This is a genomic window from Natrinema sp. H-ect4 (assembly GCF_041894845.1).
Classification (GTDB): domain Archaea; phylum Halobacteriota; class Halobacteria; order Halobacteriales; family Natrialbaceae; genus Natrinema.
Map to the genome: position 1 here is coordinate 168,077 of NZ_JBHDYC010000009.1, position 23,230 is coordinate 191,306.

General features: G+C 56.4%; 37 protein-coding genes. 5 read left to right on the forward strand and 32 right to left on the reverse strand.

Going from position 1 to position 23,230, the window contains the following annotated elements; all coding sequences use genetic code 11:
- Positions 1-17 precede the first annotated feature (17 nt).
- The 4 genes from ACEWFR_RS13510 to ACEWFR_RS13525 are packed head-to-tail and all read right to left on the reverse strand — an operon-like array spanning position 18 to position 1,759.
- A complete protein-coding gene (locus ACEWFR_RS13510) occupies positions 18-860 on the reverse strand; it encodes a DNA cytosine methyltransferase (RefSeq protein ID WP_374061542.1) in 843 nt (280 codons plus the stop codon).
- Positions 853-1,086, reverse strand: coding sequence for a hypothetical protein (locus ACEWFR_RS13515; protein ID WP_374061543.1), 234 nt, complete (start codon positions 1,084-1,086; stop codon positions 853-855). The genes ACEWFR_RS13510 and ACEWFR_RS13515 overlap by 8 nt, the downstream gene beginning before the upstream one ends.
- Positions 1,083-1,358: a hypothetical protein gene (locus ACEWFR_RS13520; RefSeq protein ID WP_374061544.1), complete on the reverse strand. Its 276-nt coding sequence runs from the start codon at positions 1,356-1,358 to the stop codon at positions 1,083-1,085. Before ACEWFR_RS13520 ends, ACEWFR_RS13515 begins: the two co-directional genes overlap by 4 nt.
- Entirely contained in the window at positions 1,355-1,759 is a 405-nt protein-coding gene (locus ACEWFR_RS13525) for a hypothetical protein (protein WP_374061545.1), read from the reverse strand. The genes ACEWFR_RS13520 and ACEWFR_RS13525 overlap by 4 nt, the downstream gene beginning before the upstream one ends.
- 186 nt (positions 1,760-1,945) lie before the next feature.
- Between ACEWFR_RS13525 and ACEWFR_RS13530 the strand changes: the two genes are divergently transcribed.
- Positions 1,946-2,083, forward strand: a complete 138-nt coding sequence (locus ACEWFR_RS13530; RefSeq protein WP_374061546.1) for a hypothetical protein — start codon at positions 1,946-1,948, stop codon at positions 2,081-2,083.
- Here ACEWFR_RS13530 and ACEWFR_RS13535 read toward each other — a convergent pair.
- The 14 genes from ACEWFR_RS13535 to ACEWFR_RS13600 form a co-directional block, all read right to left on the reverse strand.
- Positions 2,074-2,436, reverse strand: a complete 363-nt coding sequence (locus ACEWFR_RS13535; protein ID WP_374061547.1) for a hypothetical protein — start codon at positions 2,434-2,436, stop codon at positions 2,074-2,076. The genes ACEWFR_RS13530 and ACEWFR_RS13535 overlap by 10 nt on opposite strands.
- A complete protein-coding gene (locus tag ACEWFR_RS13540) occupies positions 2,433-2,573 on the reverse strand; it encodes a hypothetical protein (protein WP_374061548.1) in 141 nt (46 codons plus the stop codon). The genes ACEWFR_RS13535 and ACEWFR_RS13540 overlap by 4 nt, the downstream gene beginning before the upstream one ends.
- A complete protein-coding gene (locus tag ACEWFR_RS13545; protein WP_374061549.1) occupies positions 2,570-3,007 on the reverse strand; it encodes a hypothetical protein in 438 nt (145 codons plus the stop codon). Before ACEWFR_RS13545 ends, ACEWFR_RS13540 begins: the two co-directional genes overlap by 4 nt.
- The gene (locus tag ACEWFR_RS13550) at positions 3,004-3,591 is read right to left on the reverse strand and encodes a hypothetical protein (RefSeq protein ID WP_374061550.1); all 588 of its coding nucleotides are present in this window, start codon (positions 3,589-3,591) and stop codon (positions 3,004-3,006) included. Before ACEWFR_RS13550 ends, ACEWFR_RS13545 begins: the two co-directional genes overlap by 4 nt.
- A complete protein-coding gene (locus tag ACEWFR_RS13555) occupies positions 3,588-3,785 on the reverse strand; it encodes a hypothetical protein (protein ID WP_374061551.1) in 198 nt (65 codons plus the stop codon). Before ACEWFR_RS13555 ends, ACEWFR_RS13550 begins: the two co-directional genes overlap by 4 nt.
- A complete protein-coding gene (locus ACEWFR_RS13560; RefSeq protein ID WP_374061552.1) occupies positions 3,775-4,371 on the reverse strand; it encodes a hypothetical protein in 597 nt (198 codons plus the stop codon). Before ACEWFR_RS13560 ends, ACEWFR_RS13555 begins: the two co-directional genes overlap by 11 nt.
- Positions 4,371-4,592 (reverse strand): hypothetical protein, encoded by a 222-nt coding sequence (locus tag ACEWFR_RS13565; RefSeq protein ID WP_374061553.1) that lies wholly within the window; start codon positions 4,590-4,592, stop codon positions 4,371-4,373. Before ACEWFR_RS13565 ends, ACEWFR_RS13560 begins: the two co-directional genes overlap by 1 nt.
- Positions 4,589-4,789, reverse strand: coding sequence for a hypothetical protein (locus ACEWFR_RS13570; protein ID WP_374061554.1), 201 nt, complete (start codon positions 4,787-4,789; stop codon positions 4,589-4,591). Before ACEWFR_RS13570 ends, ACEWFR_RS13565 begins: the two co-directional genes overlap by 4 nt.
- A gap of 5 nt (positions 4,790-4,794) precedes the next feature.
- A complete protein-coding gene (locus ACEWFR_RS13575) occupies positions 4,795-5,235 on the reverse strand; it encodes an HNH endonuclease signature motif containing protein (protein WP_374061555.1) in 441 nt (146 codons plus the stop codon).
- A gap of 47 nt (positions 5,236-5,282) precedes the next feature.
- Positions 5,283-5,864 (reverse strand): hypothetical protein, encoded by a 582-nt coding sequence (locus ACEWFR_RS13580; RefSeq protein ID WP_374061556.1) that lies wholly within the window; start codon positions 5,862-5,864, stop codon positions 5,283-5,285.
- 6 nt (positions 5,865-5,870) lie between these two features.
- Positions 5,871-6,512 (reverse strand): hypothetical protein, encoded by a 642-nt coding sequence (locus ACEWFR_RS13585; protein WP_374061557.1) that lies wholly within the window; start codon positions 6,510-6,512, stop codon positions 5,871-5,873.
- Between the two features lie 13 nt (positions 6,513-6,525).
- Positions 6,526-7,275, reverse strand: coding sequence for a zinc ribbon domain-containing protein (locus ACEWFR_RS13590; protein ID WP_374061558.1), 750 nt, complete (start codon positions 7,273-7,275; stop codon positions 6,526-6,528).
- An 83-nt stretch (positions 7,276-7,358) separates the two neighbouring features.
- Positions 7,359-7,565 carry a hypothetical protein gene (locus ACEWFR_RS13595; RefSeq protein WP_374061559.1) on the reverse strand — a complete coding sequence of 69 codons (207 nt, stop codon included), beginning with the start codon at positions 7,563-7,565 and terminating at the stop codon, positions 7,359-7,361.
- Between the two features lie 51 nt (positions 7,566-7,616).
- Positions 7,617-8,144, reverse strand: coding sequence for a hypothetical protein (locus tag ACEWFR_RS13600; RefSeq protein ID WP_374061560.1), 528 nt, complete (start codon positions 8,142-8,144; stop codon positions 7,617-7,619).
- Positions 8,145-8,442: 298 nt separating this feature from the next.
- On the opposite strand from ACEWFR_RS13600, the gene ACEWFR_RS13605 reads away from it, so the two are divergent.
- The gene (locus ACEWFR_RS13605; protein ID WP_374061561.1) at positions 8,443-8,592 is read left to right on the forward strand and encodes a hypothetical protein; all 150 of its coding nucleotides are present in this window, start codon (positions 8,443-8,445) and stop codon (positions 8,590-8,592) included.
- 143 nt (positions 8,593-8,735) lie between these two features.
- Here the strand turns inward: ACEWFR_RS13605 and ACEWFR_RS13610 are convergent, their stop codons facing one another.
- From ACEWFR_RS13610 to ACEWFR_RS13640, 7 genes are read right to left on the reverse strand one after another with little or no spacing between them, the layout of a single operon-like run.
- Complete coding sequence (locus ACEWFR_RS13610) at positions 8,736-8,993, reverse strand: hypothetical protein (protein ID WP_374061562.1); 258 nt, start codon at positions 8,991-8,993, stop codon at positions 8,736-8,738.
- A complete protein-coding gene (locus ACEWFR_RS13615) occupies positions 8,990-9,397 on the reverse strand; it encodes a hypothetical protein (protein ID WP_374061563.1) in 408 nt (135 codons plus the stop codon). The genes ACEWFR_RS13610 and ACEWFR_RS13615 overlap by 4 nt, the downstream gene beginning before the upstream one ends.
- Positions 9,398-9,405: 8 nt before the next feature.
- Complete coding sequence (locus ACEWFR_RS13620; RefSeq protein ID WP_374061564.1) at positions 9,406-9,876, reverse strand: hypothetical protein; 471 nt, start codon at positions 9,874-9,876, stop codon at positions 9,406-9,408.
- 39 nt (positions 9,877-9,915) lie between these two features.
- The gene (locus ACEWFR_RS13625; RefSeq protein ID WP_374061565.1) at positions 9,916-10,344 is read right to left on the reverse strand and encodes a hypothetical protein; all 429 of its coding nucleotides are present in this window, start codon (positions 10,342-10,344) and stop codon (positions 9,916-9,918) included.
- A gap of 5 nt (positions 10,345-10,349) precedes the next feature.
- Positions 10,350-10,895 (reverse strand): hypothetical protein, encoded by a 546-nt coding sequence (locus tag ACEWFR_RS13630; protein WP_374061566.1) that lies wholly within the window; start codon positions 10,893-10,895, stop codon positions 10,350-10,352.
- A 25-nt stretch (positions 10,896-10,920) separates the two neighbouring features.
- A complete protein-coding gene (locus tag ACEWFR_RS13635) occupies positions 10,921-11,478 on the reverse strand; it encodes a hypothetical protein (protein ID WP_374061567.1) in 558 nt (185 codons plus the stop codon).
- Entirely contained in the window at positions 11,478-11,960 is a 483-nt protein-coding gene (locus ACEWFR_RS13640) for a hypothetical protein (protein WP_374061568.1), read from the reverse strand. Before ACEWFR_RS13640 ends, ACEWFR_RS13635 begins: the two co-directional genes overlap by 1 nt.
- Positions 11,961-12,364: 404 nt before the next feature.
- On the opposite strand from ACEWFR_RS13640, the gene ACEWFR_RS13645 reads away from it, so the two are divergent.
- Positions 12,365-12,835 carry a hypothetical protein gene (locus tag ACEWFR_RS13645; RefSeq protein WP_374061569.1) on the forward strand — a complete coding sequence of 157 codons (471 nt, stop codon included), beginning with the start codon at positions 12,365-12,367 and terminating at the stop codon, positions 12,833-12,835.
- Positions 12,836-13,099: 264 nt separating this feature from the next.
- Here the strand turns inward: ACEWFR_RS13645 and ACEWFR_RS13650 are convergent, their stop codons facing one another.
- Positions 13,100-13,324, reverse strand: coding sequence for a hypothetical protein (locus ACEWFR_RS13650; protein WP_374061570.1), 225 nt, complete (start codon positions 13,322-13,324; stop codon positions 13,100-13,102).
- Positions 13,325-13,608: 284 nt separating this feature from the next.
- Between ACEWFR_RS13650 and ACEWFR_RS13655 the strand changes: the two genes are divergently transcribed.
- A complete protein-coding gene (locus ACEWFR_RS13655) occupies positions 13,609-14,289 on the forward strand; it encodes a glycosyltransferase family 2 protein (RefSeq protein ID WP_374061571.1) in 681 nt (226 codons plus the stop codon).
- Positions 14,290-14,566: 277 nt separating this feature from the next.
- On the opposite strand, the gene ACEWFR_RS13660 is transcribed toward ACEWFR_RS13655, so the two are convergent.
- Both ACEWFR_RS13660 and ACEWFR_RS13665 read right to left on the reverse strand, forming a co-directional pair.
- Complete coding sequence (locus ACEWFR_RS13660) at positions 14,567-16,870, reverse strand: PAS domain S-box protein (RefSeq protein WP_374061572.1); 2,304 nt, start codon at positions 16,868-16,870, stop codon at positions 14,567-14,569.
- Between the two features lie 70 nt (positions 16,871-16,940).
- Positions 16,941-17,576 carry an IS6 family transposase gene (locus ACEWFR_RS13665; protein ID WP_374061573.1) on the reverse strand — a complete coding sequence of 212 codons (636 nt, stop codon included), beginning with the start codon at positions 17,574-17,576 and terminating at the stop codon, positions 16,941-16,943.
- A gap of 90 nt (positions 17,577-17,666) precedes the next feature.
- On the opposite strand from ACEWFR_RS13665, the gene ACEWFR_RS13670 reads away from it, so the two are divergent.
- On the forward strand, positions 17,667-18,092 hold the full coding sequence (locus ACEWFR_RS13670; RefSeq protein WP_374061574.1) for a pyridoxamine 5'-phosphate oxidase family protein: 426 nt from the start codon (positions 17,667-17,669) through the stop codon (positions 18,090-18,092).
- Positions 18,093-18,141: 49 nt separating this feature from the next.
- Here the strand turns inward: ACEWFR_RS13670 and ACEWFR_RS13675 are convergent, their stop codons facing one another.
- The 4 genes from ACEWFR_RS13675 to ACEWFR_RS13690 all read right to left on the reverse strand — a co-directional run bounded on the left by ACEWFR_RS13675 (position 18,142) and on the right by ACEWFR_RS13690 (position 23,036).
- Positions 18,142-19,209, reverse strand: coding sequence for a deoxyhypusine synthase (locus ACEWFR_RS13675; protein WP_374061575.1), 1,068 nt, complete (start codon positions 19,207-19,209; stop codon positions 18,142-18,144).
- A gap of 87 nt (positions 19,210-19,296) precedes the next feature.
- Complete coding sequence (locus ACEWFR_RS13680; RefSeq protein ID WP_374061576.1) at positions 19,297-19,581, reverse strand: hypothetical protein; 285 nt, start codon at positions 19,579-19,581, stop codon at positions 19,297-19,299.
- A gap of 109 nt (positions 19,582-19,690) precedes the next feature.
- Positions 19,691-20,458: a Nif3-like dinuclear metal center hexameric protein gene (locus ACEWFR_RS13685; protein ID WP_374061577.1), complete on the reverse strand. Its 768-nt coding sequence runs from the start codon at positions 20,456-20,458 to the stop codon at positions 19,691-19,693.
- A gap of 109 nt (positions 20,459-20,567) precedes the next feature.
- A complete protein-coding gene (locus tag ACEWFR_RS13690) occupies positions 20,568-23,036 on the reverse strand; it encodes a cbb3-type cytochrome c oxidase subunit I (RefSeq protein ID WP_374061578.1) in 2,469 nt (822 codons plus the stop codon).
- Positions 23,037-23,230: the final 194 nt, after the last annotated feature.

Below are 23,230 nucleotides of genomic sequence, written 5' to 3' on the forward strand. Positions count from 1 at the left end.
AGAGGTCGGCGGCGACATCAGCTGCCAAAATCTCCCTGGAGATCTCCCTGAATCGCTTTCTCTACTAATTCATCAACAGAATCTGGCTCATCGGTGAAAGCGTCAAGACCAGTCTGCTCCGGATCCTCCAACTCGTGCTTCTCTCTGAAAAACTCGGGATGATGGACTTGACCTGGCTTTGCAGCGATATGCATCTGAGGCCTGCCGTTACCCTTCATACCCATTACGTCGACTCGCTTCCCGATTATGAACACACGTTTCCGGCGCTGAGGCACCCCGTAATCGGCAGCGTTCAATACATCCCACTTCACGTCGTAACCGCACTGCTGGAACTCCTCACAGACGTTTTTGATAACCTCACCGTCCGCCATTGAGGCAAGGCCTTTCACGTTCTCCATAACGAAGTAGACCGGCTTCGCCTCGTCGACTACCCTGACCATCTCCTGGTACAATTCGTTCCTGTCGTCCTCCGGACTCCTGTTCGGATTCGCGCGGCTGAATCCCTGGCAAGGAGGCCCACCGAAAACGACTGTGACACCACCGACTCCTACACCAGCCGCCTTCAGAATCTGCTTCGTAGAAACTTCGTAGATATCTTCGTTGATTATCTCCGGCTCGGTGTACTCGTCGAAGCTGTCCATATTCAACTCAAGTGTTTCACAGGCCTGCTCATCTTTCTCTACCATAACCCGGACGTCGAACCCCGCCTGAGCCATACCGAGGTCAAATCCTCCAGCACCGGAAAACAAGGAGACGCCGATAGGTGGATCGCGCTTCCCGACCCTCTTCTTCATCTTCTCTATAACGTCATCCGTATCCTCTCCATAGAGTGTACCCATATAATCAGAGTCCTCAAGCACTGGAGGTGTCCACCTGCTGGTCAAGGTATTTCTGCAGATTTTGTTGGCCCTGGTTTTCCGCCCACTCCTTGACAGCGTCCTCAACCTTGTCGCTACAAGTCTTCTCACCGTCAGATCTAGAGTAGCACAGGGAAAGTCCGACAGTGGTCTTATATCCGACTCTGACATCGTTATCGCTCGTAGACTGGATGCCGCAGGCACTGCACTTCTCATAATACTTCGTCACCGCTGTCTCACCTCGTCTCTTTTTTGCTCAAGCCACTTCTCCGCATACTCGGCCTTCAAGGCCTTGAGAACCGCTTTCTCGTCATCCGAAAGCTTCCGGTTCTCCACTATCTCCCTGTAGATCTTGTATGGATGAGTCGGGACGTCTTCCTCGTGGTTTTGCTGGAACTGAGGCCTGAACTTGCCACCGTGCTCCTCCATCAACTCCGGAGTAGCATCTTCTGCAGTTACGGGATCTTTGTCAAGAGCCCACAGGCCTGACCTATCACTCACTCTCGGACCACCTCGTCACCGGGGGTGTGGTAGAATGGTTCCAAGACGTCGTGGATCTGTGAGAAGTCCTCTGGTTCGACGATGAAACTGCCCCACGCCACGGAGTGACTGCCGAGATCTTCTTCCTGCAGTTTGTCTCCGATCAGCTGGTCGGCGTGGCTGTGGAACAACCGAGGTACGCCGTAGAATCCCTGTGGGAATTGGTCGACCTCGAACATGCGAGGCCTCCGAGTTCCTGTGGCGTAACTCGCTAAACTATCTTTGTCCCACGCTGATTTCAAAGCGCCGTACAAGGCCTCGTACTCCCTGACCGTGTCACTGTTCTCTTCGAGTTCCCGGAAGCTGTCGTACTGGCCGATCTCTTCCTCGAGGCCTGGAATCTTATGGAACTGTTCAAGCAAGTCCTCGATTCGTTCAGCGTCCTCAGGATGCTCTTCCCGGTCAACCTGTATGTCGAAGACCTTGTACTCCGACCGGCTCCTCCCGTCGTAGTAACCGGTGAACTTGGAGACGTCGTAATGATCTCTGCTTCTCGGATACTCGACCTCCGGCGCACCGACCTTTGACGAGGTCTCCTGCAGATCTAGATGCGAATCCTCGCCTGGGAGCTCATCGATGACTTGGCGATGACCGCCATCCCAATACTTCTCAACAACGAGTTCCTCGTCGAGGACTGGACTGTCGCCTACGAGCGTTTGCTGGTATCCGTCCTCAGTCAGTGCTGATTCTCACCTCGGCGGATGACGTTGTCCACGTCAAATCTATTCTCCAAGCGGAAACACTCATTATGTGTCTCCAAATCATCTTCAGGGAAGAGGCGTCGATGGATTTCTTCGCTGTACTTCTCACTACTTGTTCCGTGAAACACAACATCGGCTTCTTCCTTATCTTCCTCTTCGTAGACGCCGACCAAGACGAAATCCTTGTAGTCGTCATTCTCGCGGTTGATCCATCCATAGATGTTCAGGCATTTTCGACCCTCATACGTCCACTCAGTGCCTCGGCCCCATTCTACAAACGGCAGATCCGTCATTACGTCCTTCACTATAGAGTAAAACTGCTCCTCAGTCAGTGTCACTCGGAGTTCTCACCTCTTCCCATCATTTCGCCTAGCGTGACAGGTATGCAGACTTCGCTGTTTCCGTCGTACTGTGATTCGCGTTTTTCCTCGGCGGTCTGTGCTGCGGCTTCGAAAAATCCGTCCCAGTCGGTCACTCCGGGTTCTCACCTCTTTCTGCAAAGCTGTCAAGGCCCTCTTGACGGTCTTCCTGGCCTTCGGAATCTTCTCCTCTCTCGTCGAAAGGGTTCAGTTCTCCTTTGATCGCCTTCTCAGCCTGCTCCAAGTGCTCCTGAATAAACTCGGGGGCGTGTTCCTCAACAGTATCGGTAAGAAGTCTATCGTACGCTCCTTCCAAACTGTCTTCCTTCCGGTTTCTCGCCCTGACTGCTTTTCCTAAGGCCCTCGAATACACTCTCACAGGGTGAACCGGCAATTCCTTTCTTTTCCGGATAGGGCCTCTTGTCTCCTGCAGTAGCTTCGACGCCAAGAAGCAATAACCGCAGAAATTGTTTTTCCCGCTGCGTTCTCTCTTCCGGATCAGTTCTGACTCGCTGAACGATGCCTCGCATCTACTACAGTCATGGCTCACTCTGGCTTGTCACCTCGTGCAGCGGCTACTGGATGCAACGGGTAGGCCTCGTTACTATCCTCCAGTAGATCGTTCAGGTTTGCCAGCTTGGTGCTACACCTGTACCGCCGGTTGAGAGTTTTTGGACCAGCAAGCGTCAGATGGGCCTCTGACTGTAGATGCTCCCAATTTCTCGTGCCGATAGTCGGTGCGCCATACCCGATCAGGATTTCGATAATTCCTTCCGGGATCTCGAGCTCAGAGACAGTGATCTCAAGGCCTCCGCCCAACCAGTCTACGCTGATTTCATCGCTCAACTCTGGCTTCTTTTCCAGGTCTCGTTCGTCGATGAACCCTTCTTGTATATCCGGGTCCTCGACCTTCTCCTTGATATTCTCTAACTTGATGTAATCATAGAAATCATCGGTCTTCCGGATCTTGACCGCGTTCGTATCTGGGTCAGCGGCTACGAAGAAGGCCTCCATCTCCTTCCCATCCTTCTCGTAACGGATGACATCGCCCTTCTCCAGTTCCACCATGTCTTGGTTTTCCGGATCACCGATATACGTGAACAGAGACTCCTGAGTAAACCGGGAATCACTCACTGAGGATTCTCACCTCCGTCGTTGAGATATTCGGCGTTCCCACGGTTCACCAAGATCTCCGCATTATCCTTTGGGACTTCTACTTCATCGCCTTCTTCGAAAGGTCCGTAGACATCTAGGTCAGTACCTCTAAACTCCGGAGTCTCATTCAGAATCTTGACCGTATCGTATTCTGTTTCGTCGTCAGTTGTCAAACCAGACCACCAGTCTCACGTTTTCTGAACCGAATTTTTCTGCGAGAATGTCCATTAACTCGAATATCAGCCACTCCCAAGCACCAGAAAGACAGTCTCTACGCTTCTCCCTTTCAACCTTATATTCTACAATGGTGCCGTCATCCTGCTGTTCCTTCAGGTTCTCTCCTTCTCTAATCTGCTCGGCCTGTTCAGTCGAGAGATTCCCCCAGATTGATGCTTTACCGACTAAATCACCGTCAACGTACTTCCTGATCCGTGAGTCATCTCGACGACCTTCTTCTTCCCAGTCCACTTTCTGCAGTTCCTCGTAAGTAACGTAGCTGAAGGAGTGACACCAGTCTCTATTATCGTCTACTCTCTCCTCAGCACGGCTAGAAAGACTGTCAGGGACTCCTTTGCCCTCGGCTACTGGTTCCATCCCTACGTAGTTTCTAACTCCGAAAAGACAGCCGAAGCTATCGTATGATCTTCCAACGAGGTATCCAAGATTATCTACCGCTGTTCTCCAGTCGTTTTCTTCTTTTTCGCCAGGAAATGTAGCGTACCAATCGACCTCAATCAGTCCATGGATATCGCATCCCACTACTGGTTCTCACCTTCTGCTTCTTCGAGGGCTTCGATGAAATCCAGATTTTCAGCACTGCCGTGGTAAACCTCCTCGACAAGTCCATCTACTACACTCCGGGCCTCTTTCCTACTGCCGATCTCCTCGGCCAACTTCTCCATCAACTCCCGGAAAGCATTAACAGGCTCATCGCCGGGATGCTGAACCGTGATACGGCCTCTACACTCCTCACAACTCATTCTTGGTTCACTCCGTGGTGTTCTTCAAAGATTTCTCGGCATTCTCTTTGACCAAAAACAAAGCTATCCTTGTGCGTTCCTTCAGGAGTTATCTCATCATATTCCTTTACTATATCATCTCCATGACCCAGAGTCTGCCCACAACCATCGCAGTGACTTTGTCCTTGGCTCGGGACCTCACGTTTTCCATCACTCACCAGTATCAGGCCTCTGCCTGTGTTTCTGCTGTGTTCGGGGTTTTGCGACTACAGTTGGGACATGTCACTCTATCCACTACGGATTCTGTTTCCCACTCATATCCACAGTGATCGCAAGTTACAGTCTCCGGGTCTACCGATGGCAACTTTTGCTTGAGCTCGTGTATTCTGTCGTCTTTCAAGTGTGAAAGTTGGGAGTCTGAGTGAACCTCTCTATGGCAAGAAGCACAGAGGGTAATCAAATTATCAGGCGAATTGTTATCCCTATCTCCATCGATATGATGACTGTGAATATTCTCTTCTGACCCGCAAACTGCACATTCCTTCTCTAGTTCGTCTGCTGCTTTTTCCAGGAACTCAGGCCAAGTCAAATCCTGATCTTCCTTGACCTGGTCAGCTTTATCGAAAACGTCGTCGTCTACGTGAAAGTTAATCTGCTTTACCATATATCCATAGATGGATAAATGACTTTTTTATACCTAACCCGGATCACCTATCGCCCCTTGTCGAAACACGCGTCGATAAAAAACGCGACCTCATCATCACCGATAACCTGCTTCACGCCCTCTACGTCGTGATCAGTTGCCTCCACTAAGGTATTGAAGACATCCCGCAGCGAACGATCGGACCAGACGTCCCTACGAGATAACTCTGCTACAGAACCCGCTTCCTCCGATTTCTCCACCAACTCACCGAACCCATGTTCTAAGGCCTCGCCCAGGACAGGTACAACCTTCTCTGTAGCACCGGGATCGAGCTGTAAAATCATTCTCAAACCATCCACCACAGCAAAACGAGTCTCCTCGCCCCTGGACTCGAGTGCCCGCCTGTAAACCTGTAGAACCTCATCCAGCCTATCCTCTCCACCGCTCGCTCCGTAGTAGGCCAGGGCCTGACTGCTCTTCAACGAAACATCCAGACCACCCTCCATCAAGGCCTCTACAAGCACGTTCCACGCCCGGCTGCTTTCCTCGGTATCGGTCGCAGCGATAGCCTGAAGACTATTCGCCGCTGGAAAACTTTCCTCACTCCATAGCTGCTCCGCAAGCTCAGAAACAACAAGATCCAAACTCATCCTGAATCAGTCCCCCAACCTGCTCATCCGCATCAATTCGATCTCCGAAGAGAACGCCACTCCCAGCAATTCTCTACCGCCTTCAACCGCAAGATTCAACGAATACAGAAGATCAAAACCCTGGTCCGAGGCCCTCTCTCTGAAACAGTGAAGATCCTCCACATTGGAAAAGACAGAGTCAGGCCTATTCTCAAGGAGGACTGTACCCGTGAAGTCCACCGGCTCCTCAACTTCCTCAATCATTTCCTGCACCGCCCGCAACTGCTCGACAGTATCCTCAACAGACGCTTCCCCTCCAACACCTTGGTTTAACGGAGCCACAACGATGACGTACTCCGGCTCAACACCCTTCCTGACACCCTCATCCCCGTCTTTCTGCCTTTGGAGCTGCGCCGCCCGATTGAAAACGTCCTCCGAACCAGTAGGAAACCTGCCCAGAAGCCGGGACTCCACCCGCAAAGCCTTGACACGGGAAGGGGACAAACTGTTCTCTTCCAAGTGTTGAAACAGTTCACCGGTTTTCCGGGGCGAGAAATACTGAAGACCCACCTCCAATAATAAACTACGGGCATCCTCCGGTAGATTTCTTGACTCTATCCTATCCACAGGAACCTCGTGAAGAATCTCAGGCTCACCCTTCATTTTCACCTAAAAGAAGACCTCAGGCTTCGGCAGCTTCTTTCCCCTCTTCGATCCGCTGGTAATGAGAGAAGTTGAGGTAACTGAAAGAAGCCTTCAATACACGATAAAGGACGAGATCTCGGGGCATCCCGGTCTCAGAAACACACTCGTCGACATCCTCCAGACTCGTTGAACTCGACGGCAATGTATCGTTCAAGATCTTCGCAATACTACCGTACTTTACTCCCTCTCTATCATTATACCTGCCAAGCACTCCGTATCCAATCAGTTCCTCCAACTGGTCCTGAACCCATTTCTCACTGACCTCCTCAGACTCGTCGACGTCCTCGTTAAACTCACGAGTAACTCTGTCAACACTCTTCTTCAAGCCCGTATCCTCAATAAGGTCGTACAATGTGTGTAGGTGCTCCGGCGCGTCCTCAGGGATACCGTACCCCGGCTCCTCCAGTTGCAGAAAATAACAGTAGGCCTTGAACAGATCCGGATCACGAGCCAACAACTCCCGGATGATCTCTTGAGTATCGTCGTCGACACTCTGGACGGCCTCCACAACATCCCCGGTTTCAGGGCCTCGGAAAGGCCCTTCCTCCACATCGTCTGCCGTGACCACAAGCTGATACCCACACTCAGGACACGAATCCGCATCCTCAGAAAGCGCGCTTTCACAGTTGGGACAGAGAGTGTAGTCAAGTCTGTCTCCGCACTCCGGGCAGTAACTGCTTGGATCCTCTACCTCAGCACTACAACTGCTACAGGTAACACTCACCATACACTGCCCAGGAAGAACTCCAGCTCAATAACTCTTTAGGTAAATACCTAAATTAGGAAAACAGGAAAAGAAGAGGGTGAGGCTTATCCTGCGAAACTATTGAGACCCTCCTGTCGGCTTTCCAGTTCTTCAGGCGCGTCGATCTCCTCAGTTAACCACCGCCACGTCTTGACGATATTCGGAACGGACTCACTGGCAGTGCTAAGATCTCCCTCGTATACTGCATCTACGAAGGCCTCGTCAGAGTCAAAATCGTGGTAGTGCTTCCAGAAAACCAGCTCTGCCTCCATGATCTCCCGAAGAAGATAATCGAAGTGATGGGTGGAGGCCGCTTCAAGATTCTATGCTAACTGGAGAATTTGGCCCAGTTCTATCTCTTGCCTTTCCTTAGTGAAGTCAGAGATATACAATTTCCATTTGATCAAACCCTCTAATCCCGACTTTGTCTTGAGATATACAGTTTCTTCCTCAGATGCCGCTTCTTTCAACTCTTGCCAAGTGTAGGAATTAACTGATTCATAGTTTTCATCTCCTGTTGTTGTAGTCGCACAAAACTGGATGAGAGTTGGATCCAGGTCAACTCCTTCCTGTTGATCTTGAATCTCCTTCTTTTCAGCAGTGTAGTCTATACTGATATTTTCTCCATCATCAAGATTAGAATTTGTGGCCCAAAGCCTTTCTCCCTGTTCACAGCCTGCAGACGCATCAACAATGTACAAAACAGACAATGGCTGAGGATCTAATGTCGAACTCCCTTCCTCTAACTCACCTTCCAAACCAATCGAAAAGGTATCTGGTTGCGATATCTGCTGATAACCACCAACAGTCAAGATACCCACTAAAATAGAAACTATCCCTATGGCTGACATAGTCGAAAAATTCAGTCCAAAATTCAAGAATAAATCCACCTAAGGACTAATGGCCCAATGGTCCTTTTAAAACTAATCTTAATCCCTGTTATAAATTTCTGACAATTATGCGAACCCCTAAAGAAGTTCTGCGAAAGCGGCAGCGACCGCCTCCTCAGCAAAATCGACCTCACTCACTCCCAGCTTCCACCTCGATCTCTTCCTCGTCCGTACCCAAGTCAGAGTAGTAGACGGCCTCTGGTGTCGCCCTGAACTGGTAGGCGCAAAGAGGGAACCGAGTTTTCTCGTTGCCGATTCCTTGGATGATCAGCTCCTCCCCTTCCTCGAAGTATTCTTTGAGTTCGTGGAGAAGGCCTTCTACTCCGTGATACCGGCCTATCTCTTCTCTATCTTCTCTGTAGACTCTGAAACCGTCGTAACCGTGGAAATACAGCTTGCCATCTTCTAAATGGAATTTACAGGAGAGACTTCGTCCGTCCGTAAGCAGATTTTCAACCTTTTTATGGTCTGTAACCTTGACCGTGTTCGACGCTGTAACCTCGTGTAGCGTAGCGATAAGAGCATCACCTGAAAAAAGAGGAGATGAGGATTCTACTCCTCGTCCTCATCGCTGTTTTGCTCTGATTTTCCTGCGTCGTCGGTGGCTATCTCTATTTCCACCTTCTGCGGCTCCTGATCCTGATCCGGCGAACGTAGCTCTTTGAAACTCCCTGTCTTGTTGAAATGGGCGACATCCTCAGTCAATTCCTTGTACTGCTGTTTCTCTTCGTCGGTGAGAGGGCCTTGACCATGGAATATCTCGGCCACGGCCTTTGCCGCGCTCTGTCGCTCAATCGTCTTATTCGTCATTTTATAATCACCCGCTCATCCTCGTCTTCGTCCGAATCATCTGCCTCTTCGTCTTCGTCTGAGGAGTTCGAGTGTTCTTCTGAGGCCTCTTCCTGCTCCTCGTTACCGCTTTCCTTCTTCCCGTTCTCGTCTTCGGAGTTTTCAGGTTCGACGTCGTCACCCGCTTGTTCGCTGAAAAAAGATTCAAGAACGGAGGCGATTCCCTCCGACTGCTTCCAGTCACCGTCCGTGACCAGGAACAGGAGTTTTGCGGTGAAGGCCGCGGCCTCAGCCTCAATATCTTCGTCCTCCACCTCAGCCATATCCTTCAACGCCGATTTCGTGTCTTTCGCTAACTCGTCCTCCCACTGCTGGACCTGAAACTCGGTGTCTCCACGTTCCAGATCTAGTGCTTCTACACTCACCGACGAAGTCACTGCTCCACCGTGAGAGCTGTTTCCTTCTCTGCTTTTTCTAAGGCCTTAGACAGTCTCTGGTCTTCGCCGCTTCCCATCATCATTTGCTGGACGACTCCTTCCTTGCCTCGGACTGCTGCCGACAGGTAAAGCGCGTAGTTATCCGTAAGTTCCTCTGTCTCTCGGTCTTCTATCTGCTGGAGTTTGATGGCGAGTCGTGTTGCTGAGGACTCGAATACGTTGAACCACTGGAATAGACGTGCGACCTGCTCGATAAACTCAGGCCTGCCGGTTACACGGACCTGGCTGATTGGTGTCGGGAACGCTGAACCACTGTGGTCCTGAGGCTTCGGAACGACCGACTGGATCAACTCGTCCTCTAAGGCTTCGGGTATTTCGGGGTTTTCAAGGCTTTCGAGCCACTGCATTGCGTCCTTTTTCTGGACGCTTCCGCTATCCGTAGTCTCAAGATTGTCTAAACTCGTCATAGGTAGGTTCTCACCCAAAAATAGGAGAAGGGGGATTGGCTATCCCTCCTGCTCCTCTTCGCTCCGGAGTTCCTCCCTCCGGCTTTTGCTGAGAAGATTTTCTTCGATGAAGTCCCTCACTCGTTCAAGGTACTCGCCTACAGTTAGATGTTCAAAGGCCTCTAATTCTTCTACTATCTGACCGTGAACTTGGTCTCTGAAAACAGAGTCCTCACCGGCCTCTACCTGTATATGGATGTATCCTGTTCTCGGGTCGTTAGGTACAGCGTAGATTCTTAGGTCAAGTTCCTCGTGATGGAATACCGGATGTACTCCATGACTCTCCAGATCTGCGAAGTTGAAGCCGTGTATTCCGACTCCCTGTAATTGTTCGTAGGCCTTCTCAATGTGGAGTCCTCCGGTCTCTCCAGTAAGCTGCTCATCTGGATTGAATCCATCAGGTGTGATTATTCTCTCTATCGTAATCACCCTATTCAGAAGTGAACATCAGCTGGGACTATCCAGATTTTCTGATTTTCACTGTTCGGTGCTTCAAGAGCTGAATCAAGGTCGTCTCTCGTTGTAAGGCCTGAACAATAGTGGTCGTAGAAGAAGACGGGATAACCTCTGTAACGGCCTAACTTCATCATTTGATGCCGGATCAATCCATCCTGCGTTGTTTCTACAATATCCATCGCGTCATCCGTGGACTCAAAGAAATTCTCGATCTTCTCTAAGGCTTTCTCGTAGGCCTCTTTCTGGCTTTCCCAGCCCTCTTCTACAAGCTCTTGACCTTTCTCTGAGTCTGCTTCTACTGCTGGGGGACGATCGCCGAACCTGTCTTTTCCTGCCACTCCATTAGTTGGCTCGTCCTCCTCAAAGGTGACAAAGTAGTCGTATGGCTCTCCGCTGCTCGTTAATTCCTGCAGATTGCTTCTGGCCTGAGTTATCGCAGTTTGCTTGTTTTTAGCGTAGACTATGCATCTGATAAGCTGGTGAATTAAGCACCACCCTTCTGCTGTGTTTCGCTGATTTCGCACCGGTCGATAAGAACAGAAGTGGGCATCAGGCCATCACCCTGCTGATTCTGTTAAATACTTTGACCTGTGCGCTGTCGCTTTCATCAATAAGCAGTGTGTGGCTGTCCCTGCGAAACTCGGATACTGTTGTCCTGACTCCCTCTCTTATCGTGTCTTCCTCAAGGCCTTGCTTTGCTGCGGTCTTGATGTAGTGCTGAACCCTTTTCCGCATCCCTTTGAGGCGGTGAAGGTCGTTAATCTCCTTGAGAGGCCTTGTGACGGCGACGTTGACCTCGCTGGTGATAGTAGGGATAACTATGTGGATCTCCCCGTCCTTGTCTTCGATGATGTAGGCCTCTATTCCGATGTCTTCCACGTCTACGATGTCGTCAAGAGAAGAACCCGACTTGATCTCCTCGCCTCTATCGTCTGATTGTTCCCAGATTTCTTGGAAACGTTGGCTGATGTCTTCGTCGCTGATGTCCTTCTCGCTATAATAATATTCGTCTGTAAGGCGTTTGAACTTGTTCGCTCCCCAGTGTGAGTAGACGTATCGGAAACTGTCTTCTGAATCCTGCTTTATCAGGAGGGCTCTATGTCCCACTACTGGGCCACCTCTTCGGCAGGAAAGTTTGAGTCTTCAGGGATTTCAAGGGCCTCCTTAACATCCTGTTCTATGTCTTTCCACTCGTGAGGGTGTATCTCCTTGTAGAGCCAGCAAATTGTTTCACGAAGCTCCCTTGAGGCGTTAGTCTTGAGGTGTTCAGGAAAGCTGGAGGGCTTATTCTCCACGTCCTCGTTCAAAAGATACTCTCTAAGGACACCTTCGTTCATAAAGTAGACGAGAACGGTGCGTTCGGCTATCTCCCTTGCGTTCTCTTCGTTAAAATCGAGGCCGTAACACTCTGAGATTTCGTCTATTTCTACAGGAAGTGCGATTGCTTCCCCGGGTAACATGTAGTGGTCCTTTTCGGCGATTTCTTTGTAGTCCTCGGCTTTCTCTGGGGCTATGTCTTTGATCTCGTCGTAGATTTTTTCGAGCAGTTGTTTTCGACTTGTGCTGTCGTCGTCTGAAATTGTTTTCACCTATCATATACACAGGCCTCAACTCTTTTAAAGGTGACAGTATACTGTCACTATTATAAAGAGGAGAGAGGAGGCACACCCAACAGCCCCGAAAAACAGCCCCTCAAACAGGCCAGAACAAAATCACCAGGCCCGAAAACCAGCCCAGAAACAGGCCACACACAAAACAACAGCCCAGAACAAAGGCCTTGAAACAGGTCTCAAACCCCTAACAACTATATTATAGGGTACTACCGAAAAGAGAAAAGAGCGAGAAGCGAGAGAGCGGACAAAGGGCGAGGCCTTCACACTGCCGGACAGGATTAGCGATACGGGTCGTCCTTTACAGGACGCTTCGCACCCTGTTTATATTACAGTCCTGACAATACAGTATTAGAGGCCTTTAGATAACCATGCTGGCTGTAATGACTGGAGAACACTACGCAAACAGAATCATCTACGGCAAAATCATCGAAGGAGAAACACGGAGGTTCGTACTAAATTCCTGCACCGTCTGCGGAGACATCTACCACACACGACTCGACAACCTCAAAAATGGCAGTGGGAAAACGTGCGGCCTCTCCTGCGCCGGAACACTGGGAGCAAGGAAACGAAACCAGAAACACGGTCTCGAAGGAGAGAACAACCCGAACTGGAAAGGTGGCATCTCCCAGAATCACTACCGCTACAAGAAGCGGATGCAGGAGAAGTACCCTCACAAAGTCGCTGCGAGGAAGAAAGTTTTCGAGGCACTGCGAACCGGAAAACTCGAAAAAGAACCGTGCGAGAAGTGCGGCTCAACTGAAAATGTGGAAGCTCACCACGAGGACTACAGCAGGCCTCTGGATGTGACTTGGCTATGCGGTAGCTGCCACCGAGATCTCCACAACAACTAACCTACCAACCCCCTATCTCGCTCTTCCCTTGACGACAAAATCAGCTTTCAAATGTCCAGTTCTCCACGGAGCTTGCGTTAAATTCTAGTAGACGTGTGCTAAACTCCTATGTAGGAGAAGAGGCCTCGGCACTCATAGGGCTCGTCACCACCGGATGCCGAGTCCGGCTCGGAGCGGGTGCATCGTCATCGGCCACACAGTCCTACCGCCGTCGCTCCAAAGACGGTTTGGATTCGGCAGCGAAAACTACATCGAGCCTCGGCCTTACCGGCCGCGTCCCGCGTTCTCGTTCGCAAAAGCCGCGTTCCACTCGTCGATCAGGTTCTCGAGTCGCCCCGTACTCTGCTGCGAGAACGTCCGGGGAGCGCGGTCGGTGGCCGTTCGCGGATCCTCGGTAACGGCGCTCGAGGGAGCCGGTTGTGTTCGGGTCGCGGTTCGATTCGATGTCGGTTCGGCGTCGGTCGTGGACTGCAGGTGTTGTGTGCTCATGTCGGTCGGGTGTGGGATATCGTCGAAAATCGGTACTCGTCGGCAACGAATTCAGGCTGCTACGTGTACGACCGACATCTGTACTCACCCCTACTGAGTCCATGGTTATAAAAGTTCATGATAGATATCGTCTCTGTGGGCAGCTGTCTGAAAACAAATATCATGGGAGCTGTTCGCACGATCTGTCGCGCCCACCGACTCGCTCAAACCGCGTGTGGACGCTCGTTTCAGGCCGCACAGGTCCGATAGCTTGAGAACCCGTCCCCGTAATCACTCGAGTACTGATGACTGGCGACGAGCGTGACGGCGACGCAGACGTCAGTTTCGTGGTGCCGGCACGAAACGAGGCGGAGTACCTCCGGGGAACCCTCGCGAGTCTGACCGCGCTGGATACGGCCTACGCGTACGAGGTGCTCGTCGTCGACGGCGACTCGAGCGACGCGACCCGAGAGATCGCCCGCGAATACGACGCGACGATCGTTCCCGAGGGCGGCGAGAGCATCGCTACGGCGCGGAATCTCGGGGCCGAGCGAGCGTCCGGCGAGTGGCTGGCCTTCGTTGATGCGGACACGCGGGTGCGGGCGAACTACCTCACCGAACTGCTCGGCTTCGTCGAGGCCAACGGGCTCGCGGCCGCCAGTTCCTACTGTCGAATCACCGGTCCCCGCCGAGCGAAGCTCATGGAGGTGACGATCAACCACGTCTTCTCGCGGCTCGAGCGGCCGATCCTGCCGGGGTTCAACTGCTTCGTCCACCGGCGGGCCTTCGAGGAAATCGGCGGCTTTCCCGAGGTGTCGAACGAGGACACGGCATTCAGCCGACGGCTCGCTCGCCGCTACCCGACGGCCTACTGCCCGACCGTGCTGGTCGAGAGTTCGGGCCGGCGGATCACCGAGGACGGGTTGACAGGGACGCTCTGGCACTACGCGCGACTCGACCTCGAGCGGCTCCGGGCGGAGTACTGAGCGGGTGTCGGTCGTCGGTGACGTTCTGTGGGCAAGTACGTACCCGAACGTGAGAGTGGACAGTACAGGCGAAGGACTTACCGTTGCCAGCATCCGCGAGCGAAGCGAGCGGTTCACCGCCGGAACGGGCGAAGCCCGTGAAGGCGGCCTTTTTAGCGTAGATTTTTGCGCCGAGAGGTGAGCGAGCACCGCGAGCGAACCCGAGGCGGAAAAAGGTACTTGCGCACGGTTACTGAACGGCTCTCGCGCTCGAGGTCGCCACGAACGCGCGGACGGATCACCGCGAGTCGCGCGGTCGAGCGACGCCGGTCACCTCGAAGCGAGCGCCGCCGGAGTCGCCGGCCGTCACCGCGAGGCCCCAGTCGTGGGCCTCGGCGACCCGTTTCACGATTCCGAGTCCGAACCCGGTGCCGTCCTCGGCAGTCGTAAAGCCGATATCGAAGACCTCGTCGCGGTCGGATTCAGGAATCCCCCGCCCGGTGTCGGCCACGTAGAACCCGTCCACACAGTCGCCGACGGAAACGGTCAGGTCGGCAGTCGACCCTCCCTCGGGGACCCCGTGATCGAGCGCGTTCCGAAACAGGTTCTCGAGCAGTTGCTGGAGCCGGTCGGGGTCGGCCCGGACCCAGAACTCTCCCTCGACCGCGAGGGCGGCGTCCCCGGTGTCGACCATCGACCAGGCCCTCGTCGCGCAGTCTTGCACTGACACCGGCTCCAGCTCGGCCGTCGTCGCCCCCTGCTCGGCCAACGAGAGCAGGTCTTCGATCAGTTGCGCCATCCGATCGAGGGCCTCCCGACAGGCCTCGAGTTGGGATCGATCGCCCGCTTCGGCGAGTTCGAGCGCACCCTGTGCGACGTTCAGGGGGTTCCGCAGGTCGTGGCTGACAACGCTCGTGAATTCCTGCAGACGGTCGTTCTGCCGTTCGAGCGTCTCACGAGATCGTTCGCGTTCGGTCTCGTAGCTGACCCACTTCGCCATCAGCTTGACCAGCGATCGCTCGGCTTCCGAGAAGCCGTCGCCGTCGCGGGGCTCGCTCGAGGCAAAACAGAGGGTGCCCCAGATGTCGCCGTCAACGGTCACCTTCGCGCCGACGTAGCTACCGAGTTCGAACAGTTCGTAGGCCGGGTCGCCGATCCAGCCCTCGTCGGGCGCGTTCGCGACGGTGACGAGCTCGTGGGTCTTGATCGTCTTCCGGCAGTACGCCTCCGAAAGCGGGCAGGACTCGCCCGCCTGCAAGAGCGCGTGATCGCCCCGGGACTTGACGATAGTCTGGGTCCGCTCGTCGAGGTCGATCTGCGTGAGAAACCCGTGCGGTAACCCGAGATACTCACAGCCGAGTTCCAGCAACTCCGGGAGCTTCTTGTCGAGCGACGTGTCCGGCTTCGTCGAGATATCGTACAGCGTCTGCAGCGCCGTGACGTTCGCCTCGAGTTCCTGCTCGGCACGAATGCGATCGGTGACATCGGTGAAGAAAATCGAGAGGCCATCCTCGGAGGGATGAGCGCGGATCTCGAACCATCGTCCGAGGGACGCAAAGTACTCCGTGAAACTCACGATCGTCTGCTCTGTGAACGCGCGCTCGAGTTGCCGTTCGAGTTCGGTTCCGTCGACGGTCTCGAACGCCGTCTCGAGCGGCTCGCCGAGCAGTTCCTCGTCGGGCCGCTGGAGGAGGTCGACGGCCTGCTCGTTGACGTAGGTGTACTCCCAGTCGGCGTCGATCGAGACGAAGGCGTCGCCGATCCGTTCGAGGGTGGCTTCGCGTTCGCGCTCTAAGCGCCTGCGATCGCGGAGGTCTCGGATCACGGCGGTGAAGAGGTGCTCGCCGTCGACGAACGCCTCGCCGAATGAGATGCCCACTGGGACCTCGTGACCGTCCGCGTGGAGGGCGTCGAATTCCACCCAGTCCCAGTCGAGGTTCTGCTCCCCAGTCCGCAGGTAGCGGGCGATCGTATCCCGGTGGCTGTTCTGATACCTCGCCGGGACGATCGTCGAGATCCGCTCGCCGACCAGTTCCTCGGGCGCATAGCCCACGATCGATTCGACGGCGTCGTTGGCGTACTGGATTCTCCCGTCGTCGCTCGCCGTAACCACGGCGAAGGTAGCGTTCTCAGTGAGGGCGCGAAACCGGGCGGTCGACGCTTCGAGGTTGCGCCGCTCGCTCGCCCGCTCGACTGCACGCTCGATACGCGTCGCGAGCCGTTCCCCGTGGCGAGCCGCCGATTCGGACAGACAGCCGGTCGCACCGGCCGCGAGAGCGGCGCTGGCGGTGGCCTCGTCTCTGTCGTCGGTGATGACGAACACGGGCAGGTTCGGACTGTCCTCGCGGACCTGTTCGAGCAGCGACCCGGGATCAGTAGCCGCCGGCCGGACGACGAGACACCCAACGCGGCCGGTCCTGGCGAACTCGAGCGCTGCGGCCTCGTCGTCGATCGTCTCGACCGTCAGCCGGTCGCTCGCGGACTCGAGTGCGGCGGCGAGCTCCGCCGCGACGGTCGGGTCATCGGCGACGTAGAGCACGCCGATCTCGCCGCTCCCGCCCCCGATCTCGTCGCTCGTGGGGCCTCCGGTCGACTCGCTCATAGGATCGATTGAATATGCCCGTAAATGGACGACGACGTAATAAGCCGTGTGGCAGTTCGGACGGTCGTGTTTAGTTTGTAGCATTGTGCCAGACGGCGAAGGCTTGGAGCCACGATTCGGCTGTTGACGGTTTTGCGTGACTAAAACAGTTTGAGAACGAAGAAGTACGTCGTTTTATCTCACGAAAGACACGTTCGACACTGTTTCGATTTCCATGTTTTTCGTATCGAAATCGGAGTCCTGATCGGCGGAGTGCAGTCTGGAGATGTTTTGCTCCATCGACGAGAAACACGGCATCGTCGAGGTCATGTTTCTCCGTGAGCTCCTGCAAGAACCGTTCTGTCAACGCAGTCGTAGTCGTCGAGTACAGCCGAATATGGAGAATTTTGTTCGTTTCTGGATCGACAGCAGTGTACAGCCAATAGCGATGTTTGTCGAGTTGAATCACTGTCTCGTCGAGCGCGACGTGATTCGGCTTCTCGTCATCCGCCGGCTGTAGATCGCACTTGTGAACCCAATCGTGGACTGCCTTGCGACTTCGTTCGACACCGAACTTCTCTAATTCTCGAACGGTATTCGAAAGCGAGAGACCAGCGAGATGGAGTCGAATACCGAGCTCCATCAGTTGACGCGGTGTCCGCTCTCGCTCCACAAAACTCAAATCGATCCAGTCGCTACATCCACTGAGGCGGCGGATTTTTGGCATAGAGCACCACAAAATCGTGCCGCCTCACTTTTCACGCTTAACGAAACAGCGCCGTTCGGACGCGGTGGCGACCGACGCGCCGGCATCGGCATGGCAACCCTTTTTTCGCTGCCCGTCGCCGGGACGACCGTGTCGACGGTCTCACCGGAGGCGGAACGACTGCTCGAGAGCGAGCCGTTGATGGCCCATCTGGGAACCTGTGCCGAGGGACGGCCCCACGTCGCGCCGGTCTGGTACCGGTACGCCGACGGGGTCGTCGAGATCGTAACAACCGGCCGGAAGCTGGCGAATATCAGGGAGAATCCGCGGGTCGCCATCTCGGTACAGAGCGACGAGGCGGGGCACACGCAATGGATGGTCTCGCTACTCGGCACGGCGACGGTCGTCGACGACGAAAGCGAGACCGCCGCGGCTCGCCGCCGGATCAACGAGAAGTACGACGCGGAGTCCGACGCGTACGCCGAAAACACGCTGGTCCGGATCGAGGTCGGCTCGGCGACGTACCAGACGTACTGATGAGCGCTCGAACGAGGGAGGCGCTATCGCTCCCTCGAGCGCCGTAATATCAGTTTTCGAGTCGCTCGCGAGCCGCCGCGACCACCAGCGGGAGCGTGATCGTCGCGTCGGCGTAGACCGAGACGTTCTCGGCGTCCGTCTCGAGTTTGCCCCACGAGCGGGCTTCGTCTAGCGTCGCGCCGGAGAGGCCGCCGGTCTGTTGTGGGTCCATCGTCAACTGGACGGCGTAATCGTAGGCGTCGGGCGAGACGAGCATCGTCTGGAGGGTGAAGTTCTTGGGGACGCCGCCGCCGACGACGAACGCACCGGCTTCCTCCGCGTGGTAGGCGATATCGGTCAGCGGCGTCATGTCCGCCAGCGCGTCCAGCGAGAAGGCCGACGTCTGGGAGTACATCCACGCCTGCAGGCCGAGCACGGAGTCCTGGACGGCGGGACAGTAGATCGGCACGTCGTTCTCGTACGCCGCGGCGGCGATACCCGCGTCCTCCGCGATATCGTCGCGCTCGTTCACCTCGGCGTTCGCCCGGCCGAGTTCCTCCGTGAGCCGCTGGATCGAGACGAGGTCCCCGTCTTCGCATTCAGTCTCGAGCACCGGAAACACCTCCTCGCGCAGGTGGCTCTCGAAGTCGGCGAAGAACTCCTGTGGGAGATAGACGTTGTAGATGCGGTCGACGCCCTCGTCGCGCAGCGTTTCGTCGTGTTCGCGCTCGGTCTTGCCCTCGGCGTGGACCGCGCCGTGGTGGTGTTTCCCGCCGATGGCCTCGATGGAATCGTGGGTGAGATTCGCGCCCGTCGTGACGAGGACGTCGATGTAGCCGTCGCGGATCAGGTCAGCAACGATCGCTCGCATCCCCGTCGGGACCATCGCGCCCGCGAGGCCGAAGAAGACGGTCACGTCGTCGTCGAACATCGCTTCGGTGACGTCGACGGCCTCGTGGAGGTCCGCCGCGCCGACGCCCGCGTTACCGTACTCGTCCGCGAGTTCGCCGACCGTCATTCCGGCGCGGACCTCGGCGTGGCCGATCGGGTCGTGCGAGAACGTCTCCCGCTCGGGCTCGTGGTGACCGTCCGCCTCGCCGTCGGCGTCGTCGCTCCCGTTGTCGTGCTCGTCGCTCATGTCCTCGAGTGGGCGGGCGAGCGGTTTGAACGTCGCGGTCCCGATCCGTCTCGGTGGTCCGCCGATGATCGGTTTCGACCCCGTGAATCACCCCTCGGGCTCGAGCGCTCCCGTCACGCTCCGTCGCCAGTAATCGACGGTGCGATACAGGAGATAGAGGATCGCGTTGAGCAGTCCGGTCAGTGCGAAGAGCGCGCCGAGTTGCGGGCCGATCGTTTTGAAGAGGCTCCCCGGCCCGCCGATCTCGGCGATGCCGTAGGTGAAAAACGCGGCGATAACGCCCCAGACGAGCAAGATTGCGGCGATACGAGCGCCCTCCTCGACGTAGGTCGATACTGAGAGAGCCGTCGGCAGTGTCGATGATGAAGCCACGACGCCTCGTTTCGACGCGTCTAACATAATGGACGGGATACCTGAAAGAGGGATTTTACCCATCCCCGCAACCGGTGTCAGCTCCCTCGAGCCGGATCCAGGGCCGGTGCTACAGTCCCGTCGGCGCGTCGAGGAAGGTCGTCTTGAGGCCCCACTCCTCGACCAGATCCCGCAGCGCTCGGACGCCGAACGTCTCCGTCGCGTAGTGACCCGCGAGGAAGACGTGGATTCCCGCCTCCTGCGCTTCGTGGTAGGCCTTTCCTTTCCCCTCGCCGGTCACCAGCGCGTCCGCGCCCGCGTCGACGGCCTCGTCGAGCCAGTCGACCCCGCTGCCGGTAACGACCGCGACGTCTTCGATCTCGTCCGGCCCGAACGCGAGGTGCTGGACGGGCTGGCCGCCGATATCCAGATTCGTCTCGAGGTGCTCGCGGAGTTCATCGGGGGTGTAAGAACCAGCTACCGTTCCCCGCTGGCCGATGTGTTCGGGGCCGTGTTCGCCGAACGGGGCGCGGTCCTCGAGTCCGAGCAGGTCGGCGACGCCGGCGGCGTTGCCCAGTTCCTGATGGCCGTCGAGCGGGAGATGGGAGACGTACAGCGCGAGGTCGTTCTCGATCAGTGGGGCGATCCGGTCGTAGGTCCGGCCGGTCACGCGGTCGAAGCCGCCCCACGAGAGCCCGTGGTGGACGACCAGCAGGTCCGCGTCGGCCTCGATCGCCGCCTCGAACGTCTCGCGGACCCCATCGACGGCGACCGCGATGCGTTCGATCTCGGCCACCTCCGGGCCGACCTGGAGCCCGTTCGCGCTGGCGTCGAGGTCGGCGTACTCGTCGGTTCGCAACTCCTCGTCGAGTCTGTCGACGATGCTCGAGAGTTCCATACGCCTCGTTCGGCAGGGATCTCCTTGTATTGGGTTGATCTCCTCCGATCGGAGGACGGCCTCGAGGCTCCCTCGCCCGTCGCGTGTAGAAAAACGGCCCCCCACCGCGCTACATGAGGTAGAACAGCGGGAAGAGAATTACCCAGACGATGTCGACGAAGTGCCAGTAGAGGCCGAAGTACTCGACCGGACGGTCGTCCGTGAGGTAGGCATCGACGCTCACGATCCGGTAGATCAGAAACGCCGCGATGAGCAGGCCGAGGATGACGTGCAGCGCGTGGAGGCCGGTCGTCACGAAGTACATCGAGTACTCGAGGTCGGTGAACCAGTAGATGTCGTGGGCGAACTCCTGGCTCCACTCGTAGCCCTTGATGCCGAGGAACGTGAGTCCGAGTAGCAGCGTGGCTCCCATCGACGACAGCAGCCCGCGCTTGTTCCCGCGTTCGGCCATCACCAGCGCGAGGACGACCGTGAAACTCGAGGTGAGCAGGACGTAGGTGTTGATCAGTCCGATCGTCGCCGAGGGCGGCACGGGATCGAAATTGCCCCAGCCGCCGTGGATCCGCATGAACACGTACGCCCCGATGACGGCACCGAAGACGACGACGTCCGAGGCCAGGAAGAACCAGACGCCGGTCTTGGTCGTGCCGACCCCCTCGAACGGCCACCGTTCGGCGATGGCCATCTCGGGTGCGTTGAATTCCTCGCGTCCGTACTGGAACAGCGCGACCCCCAGGATGCCGACGCCGACGAGCGAGAGCACGGGGTAGAGAACGTTCTCCGATCCGGCGGTGCTCCCGGCGAGTTCCGCGCCGCGTGCGGTCGCGAAGTTGGCGACGTACGGCGTTAGTCCCGATAATCCGAGGAACATAACGAACATGCCAACCCCGATTCCGAACGGCCAGATGCTCGCGTGGTCCTCGTGGTCGGCCTCGAGCGACTCGGCCGCTCCGGTGCGCTCGTGGGCGACCGCGCCGCCGTCGGCCGCCGTCGCGTCGTCGACGAACTCGAGGCGACCGTTCGCGTAGCTGGGTCGGTTCGGCCAGTTCTCGAGCGGCGGGGGTGAGGTCGTCGCCCACTCGGCGGTTCGCGAGTACGCCCACGGGTTGTCCGGCGCGTCGGGCCCGGAGACGAAACTCTTCGCGAGCGTGATGAAGACGAGCAGAACTCCCGTCCCGATGACGAAGGCTCCGACGGTCGCCAGCTGGTGGTAGAGCTCGGTCCCCTCGGGATAGTGGAAGACGCGCCGCGGCGTCTCCCACGCGAGGAACATTGGGAAGTACAGCAGGTTGAAACCGACGAAGTAGACCGCGAAGCTGAGCTTCCCGAGCCGTTCGGAGTACATCTTGCCGGAGATCTTCGGCCACCAGTAGTAGAGGCCGCCGATCAGCGCGGTGACCCCCGCAACCATGACGTAGTGGAAGTGCGCGACGACCCAGTAGGTGCCTCGGAACTCGTAGTCGAGGACGACGGCACCGAGGAAGACGCCGGTGATCCCGCCGAGGATGAACAACACGAGCGCACCCAGCGAGAACAGAAACGGCGTCGTGAATCGGACGCGACCCTTGATCATCGTGTAGATCAGCGCGAAGACCATCAGGTCGAAGGGCAGCGAAATCCCAATCGTCGTCGCCATGAACAGCGTCTTGATCGGGAGGTTGATCGTCGTCAGAAACATGTGGTGCATCCAGACCAGGAAGGACTGAACGGCCACCAGGACCATCGCGATGATGACCCACTTCCGGCCGACGATTCGGCGGCCAGTGAACGTCTGGAACGTCTCGAACATGATCCCCAGGGCAGGGAAGAAGACGATATACACCTCCGGATGGCCGAAGAACCAGAAGAGGTGTCCCCACAGCAGACTCGAGCCCTGGGCGGTCGCGAAGTACTGCGTGAGCAGGAGGCGGTCGGTCAACATGAGAATGAGTGCGGCCAGCAGCGCCGCGAACGCGAACAGCATCATCCAGACGGTCAGGAGGATCCCCCACGTGACCAGCGGCATGTTCCATAGGCCGAGACCCTCGGCACGACAGCGGTGGATCGTCGTCAGGAAATTCACCGTACTGAGGGTGGTCGACAGGACGAACAGAGTCAACGCGAGGATCGTCGTATTGCCGCCCATCGTCAGCGTGTAGCCGGGGTTGTAGATCGGCACGTTCAGCGGCGCGTACATGTACCACCCGTTGGCCCACGTCGTCCCCTGGAAGAACGAGAAGATGACGAGAAGACCCGAAAACAGGTAGAACCAGTAACTCAGCGCGTTCAGGCGCGGAAATGCCATGTCCTTCGCCCCGATCTGGAGCGGAACGATATAGTTCCCGAAGCCGAATCCGAGCGGTGAGATAAACCAGAACACCATCAGCAATCCGTGGATCGAGACCGACTGATTGTACTCGGTGTTCGTGAGGAGTCCGGTGCCGCCGAACTCCCAGAGGTGAGCGCGAAACAGCAATGCGAGGACGCCGCCGGCGACGAGGAAGAATAGCGCCGTCGCCAGATAGAGAATGCCGACATCCTTGTGATTGGTCGTCACCAGCCACCGCTTGATGGTCGTCTGCGGCGGAAGCTCGCTCATGGGCCGCCACCTCCCGACCAGTGCCTCGAGTCGACACCACGCCGGACCGCGGCGACGCCGGGTTCGTTCGCAAGCCCGCGGTCGAACCGACACCTCGAACGCGAGACGAGATACATAGTCAACACTTCCTTTGCACGATTTGTCGTATCAAGGTATCCGGCGCAGTTGCAGGCAGTACTTGCCATCCGGTGACG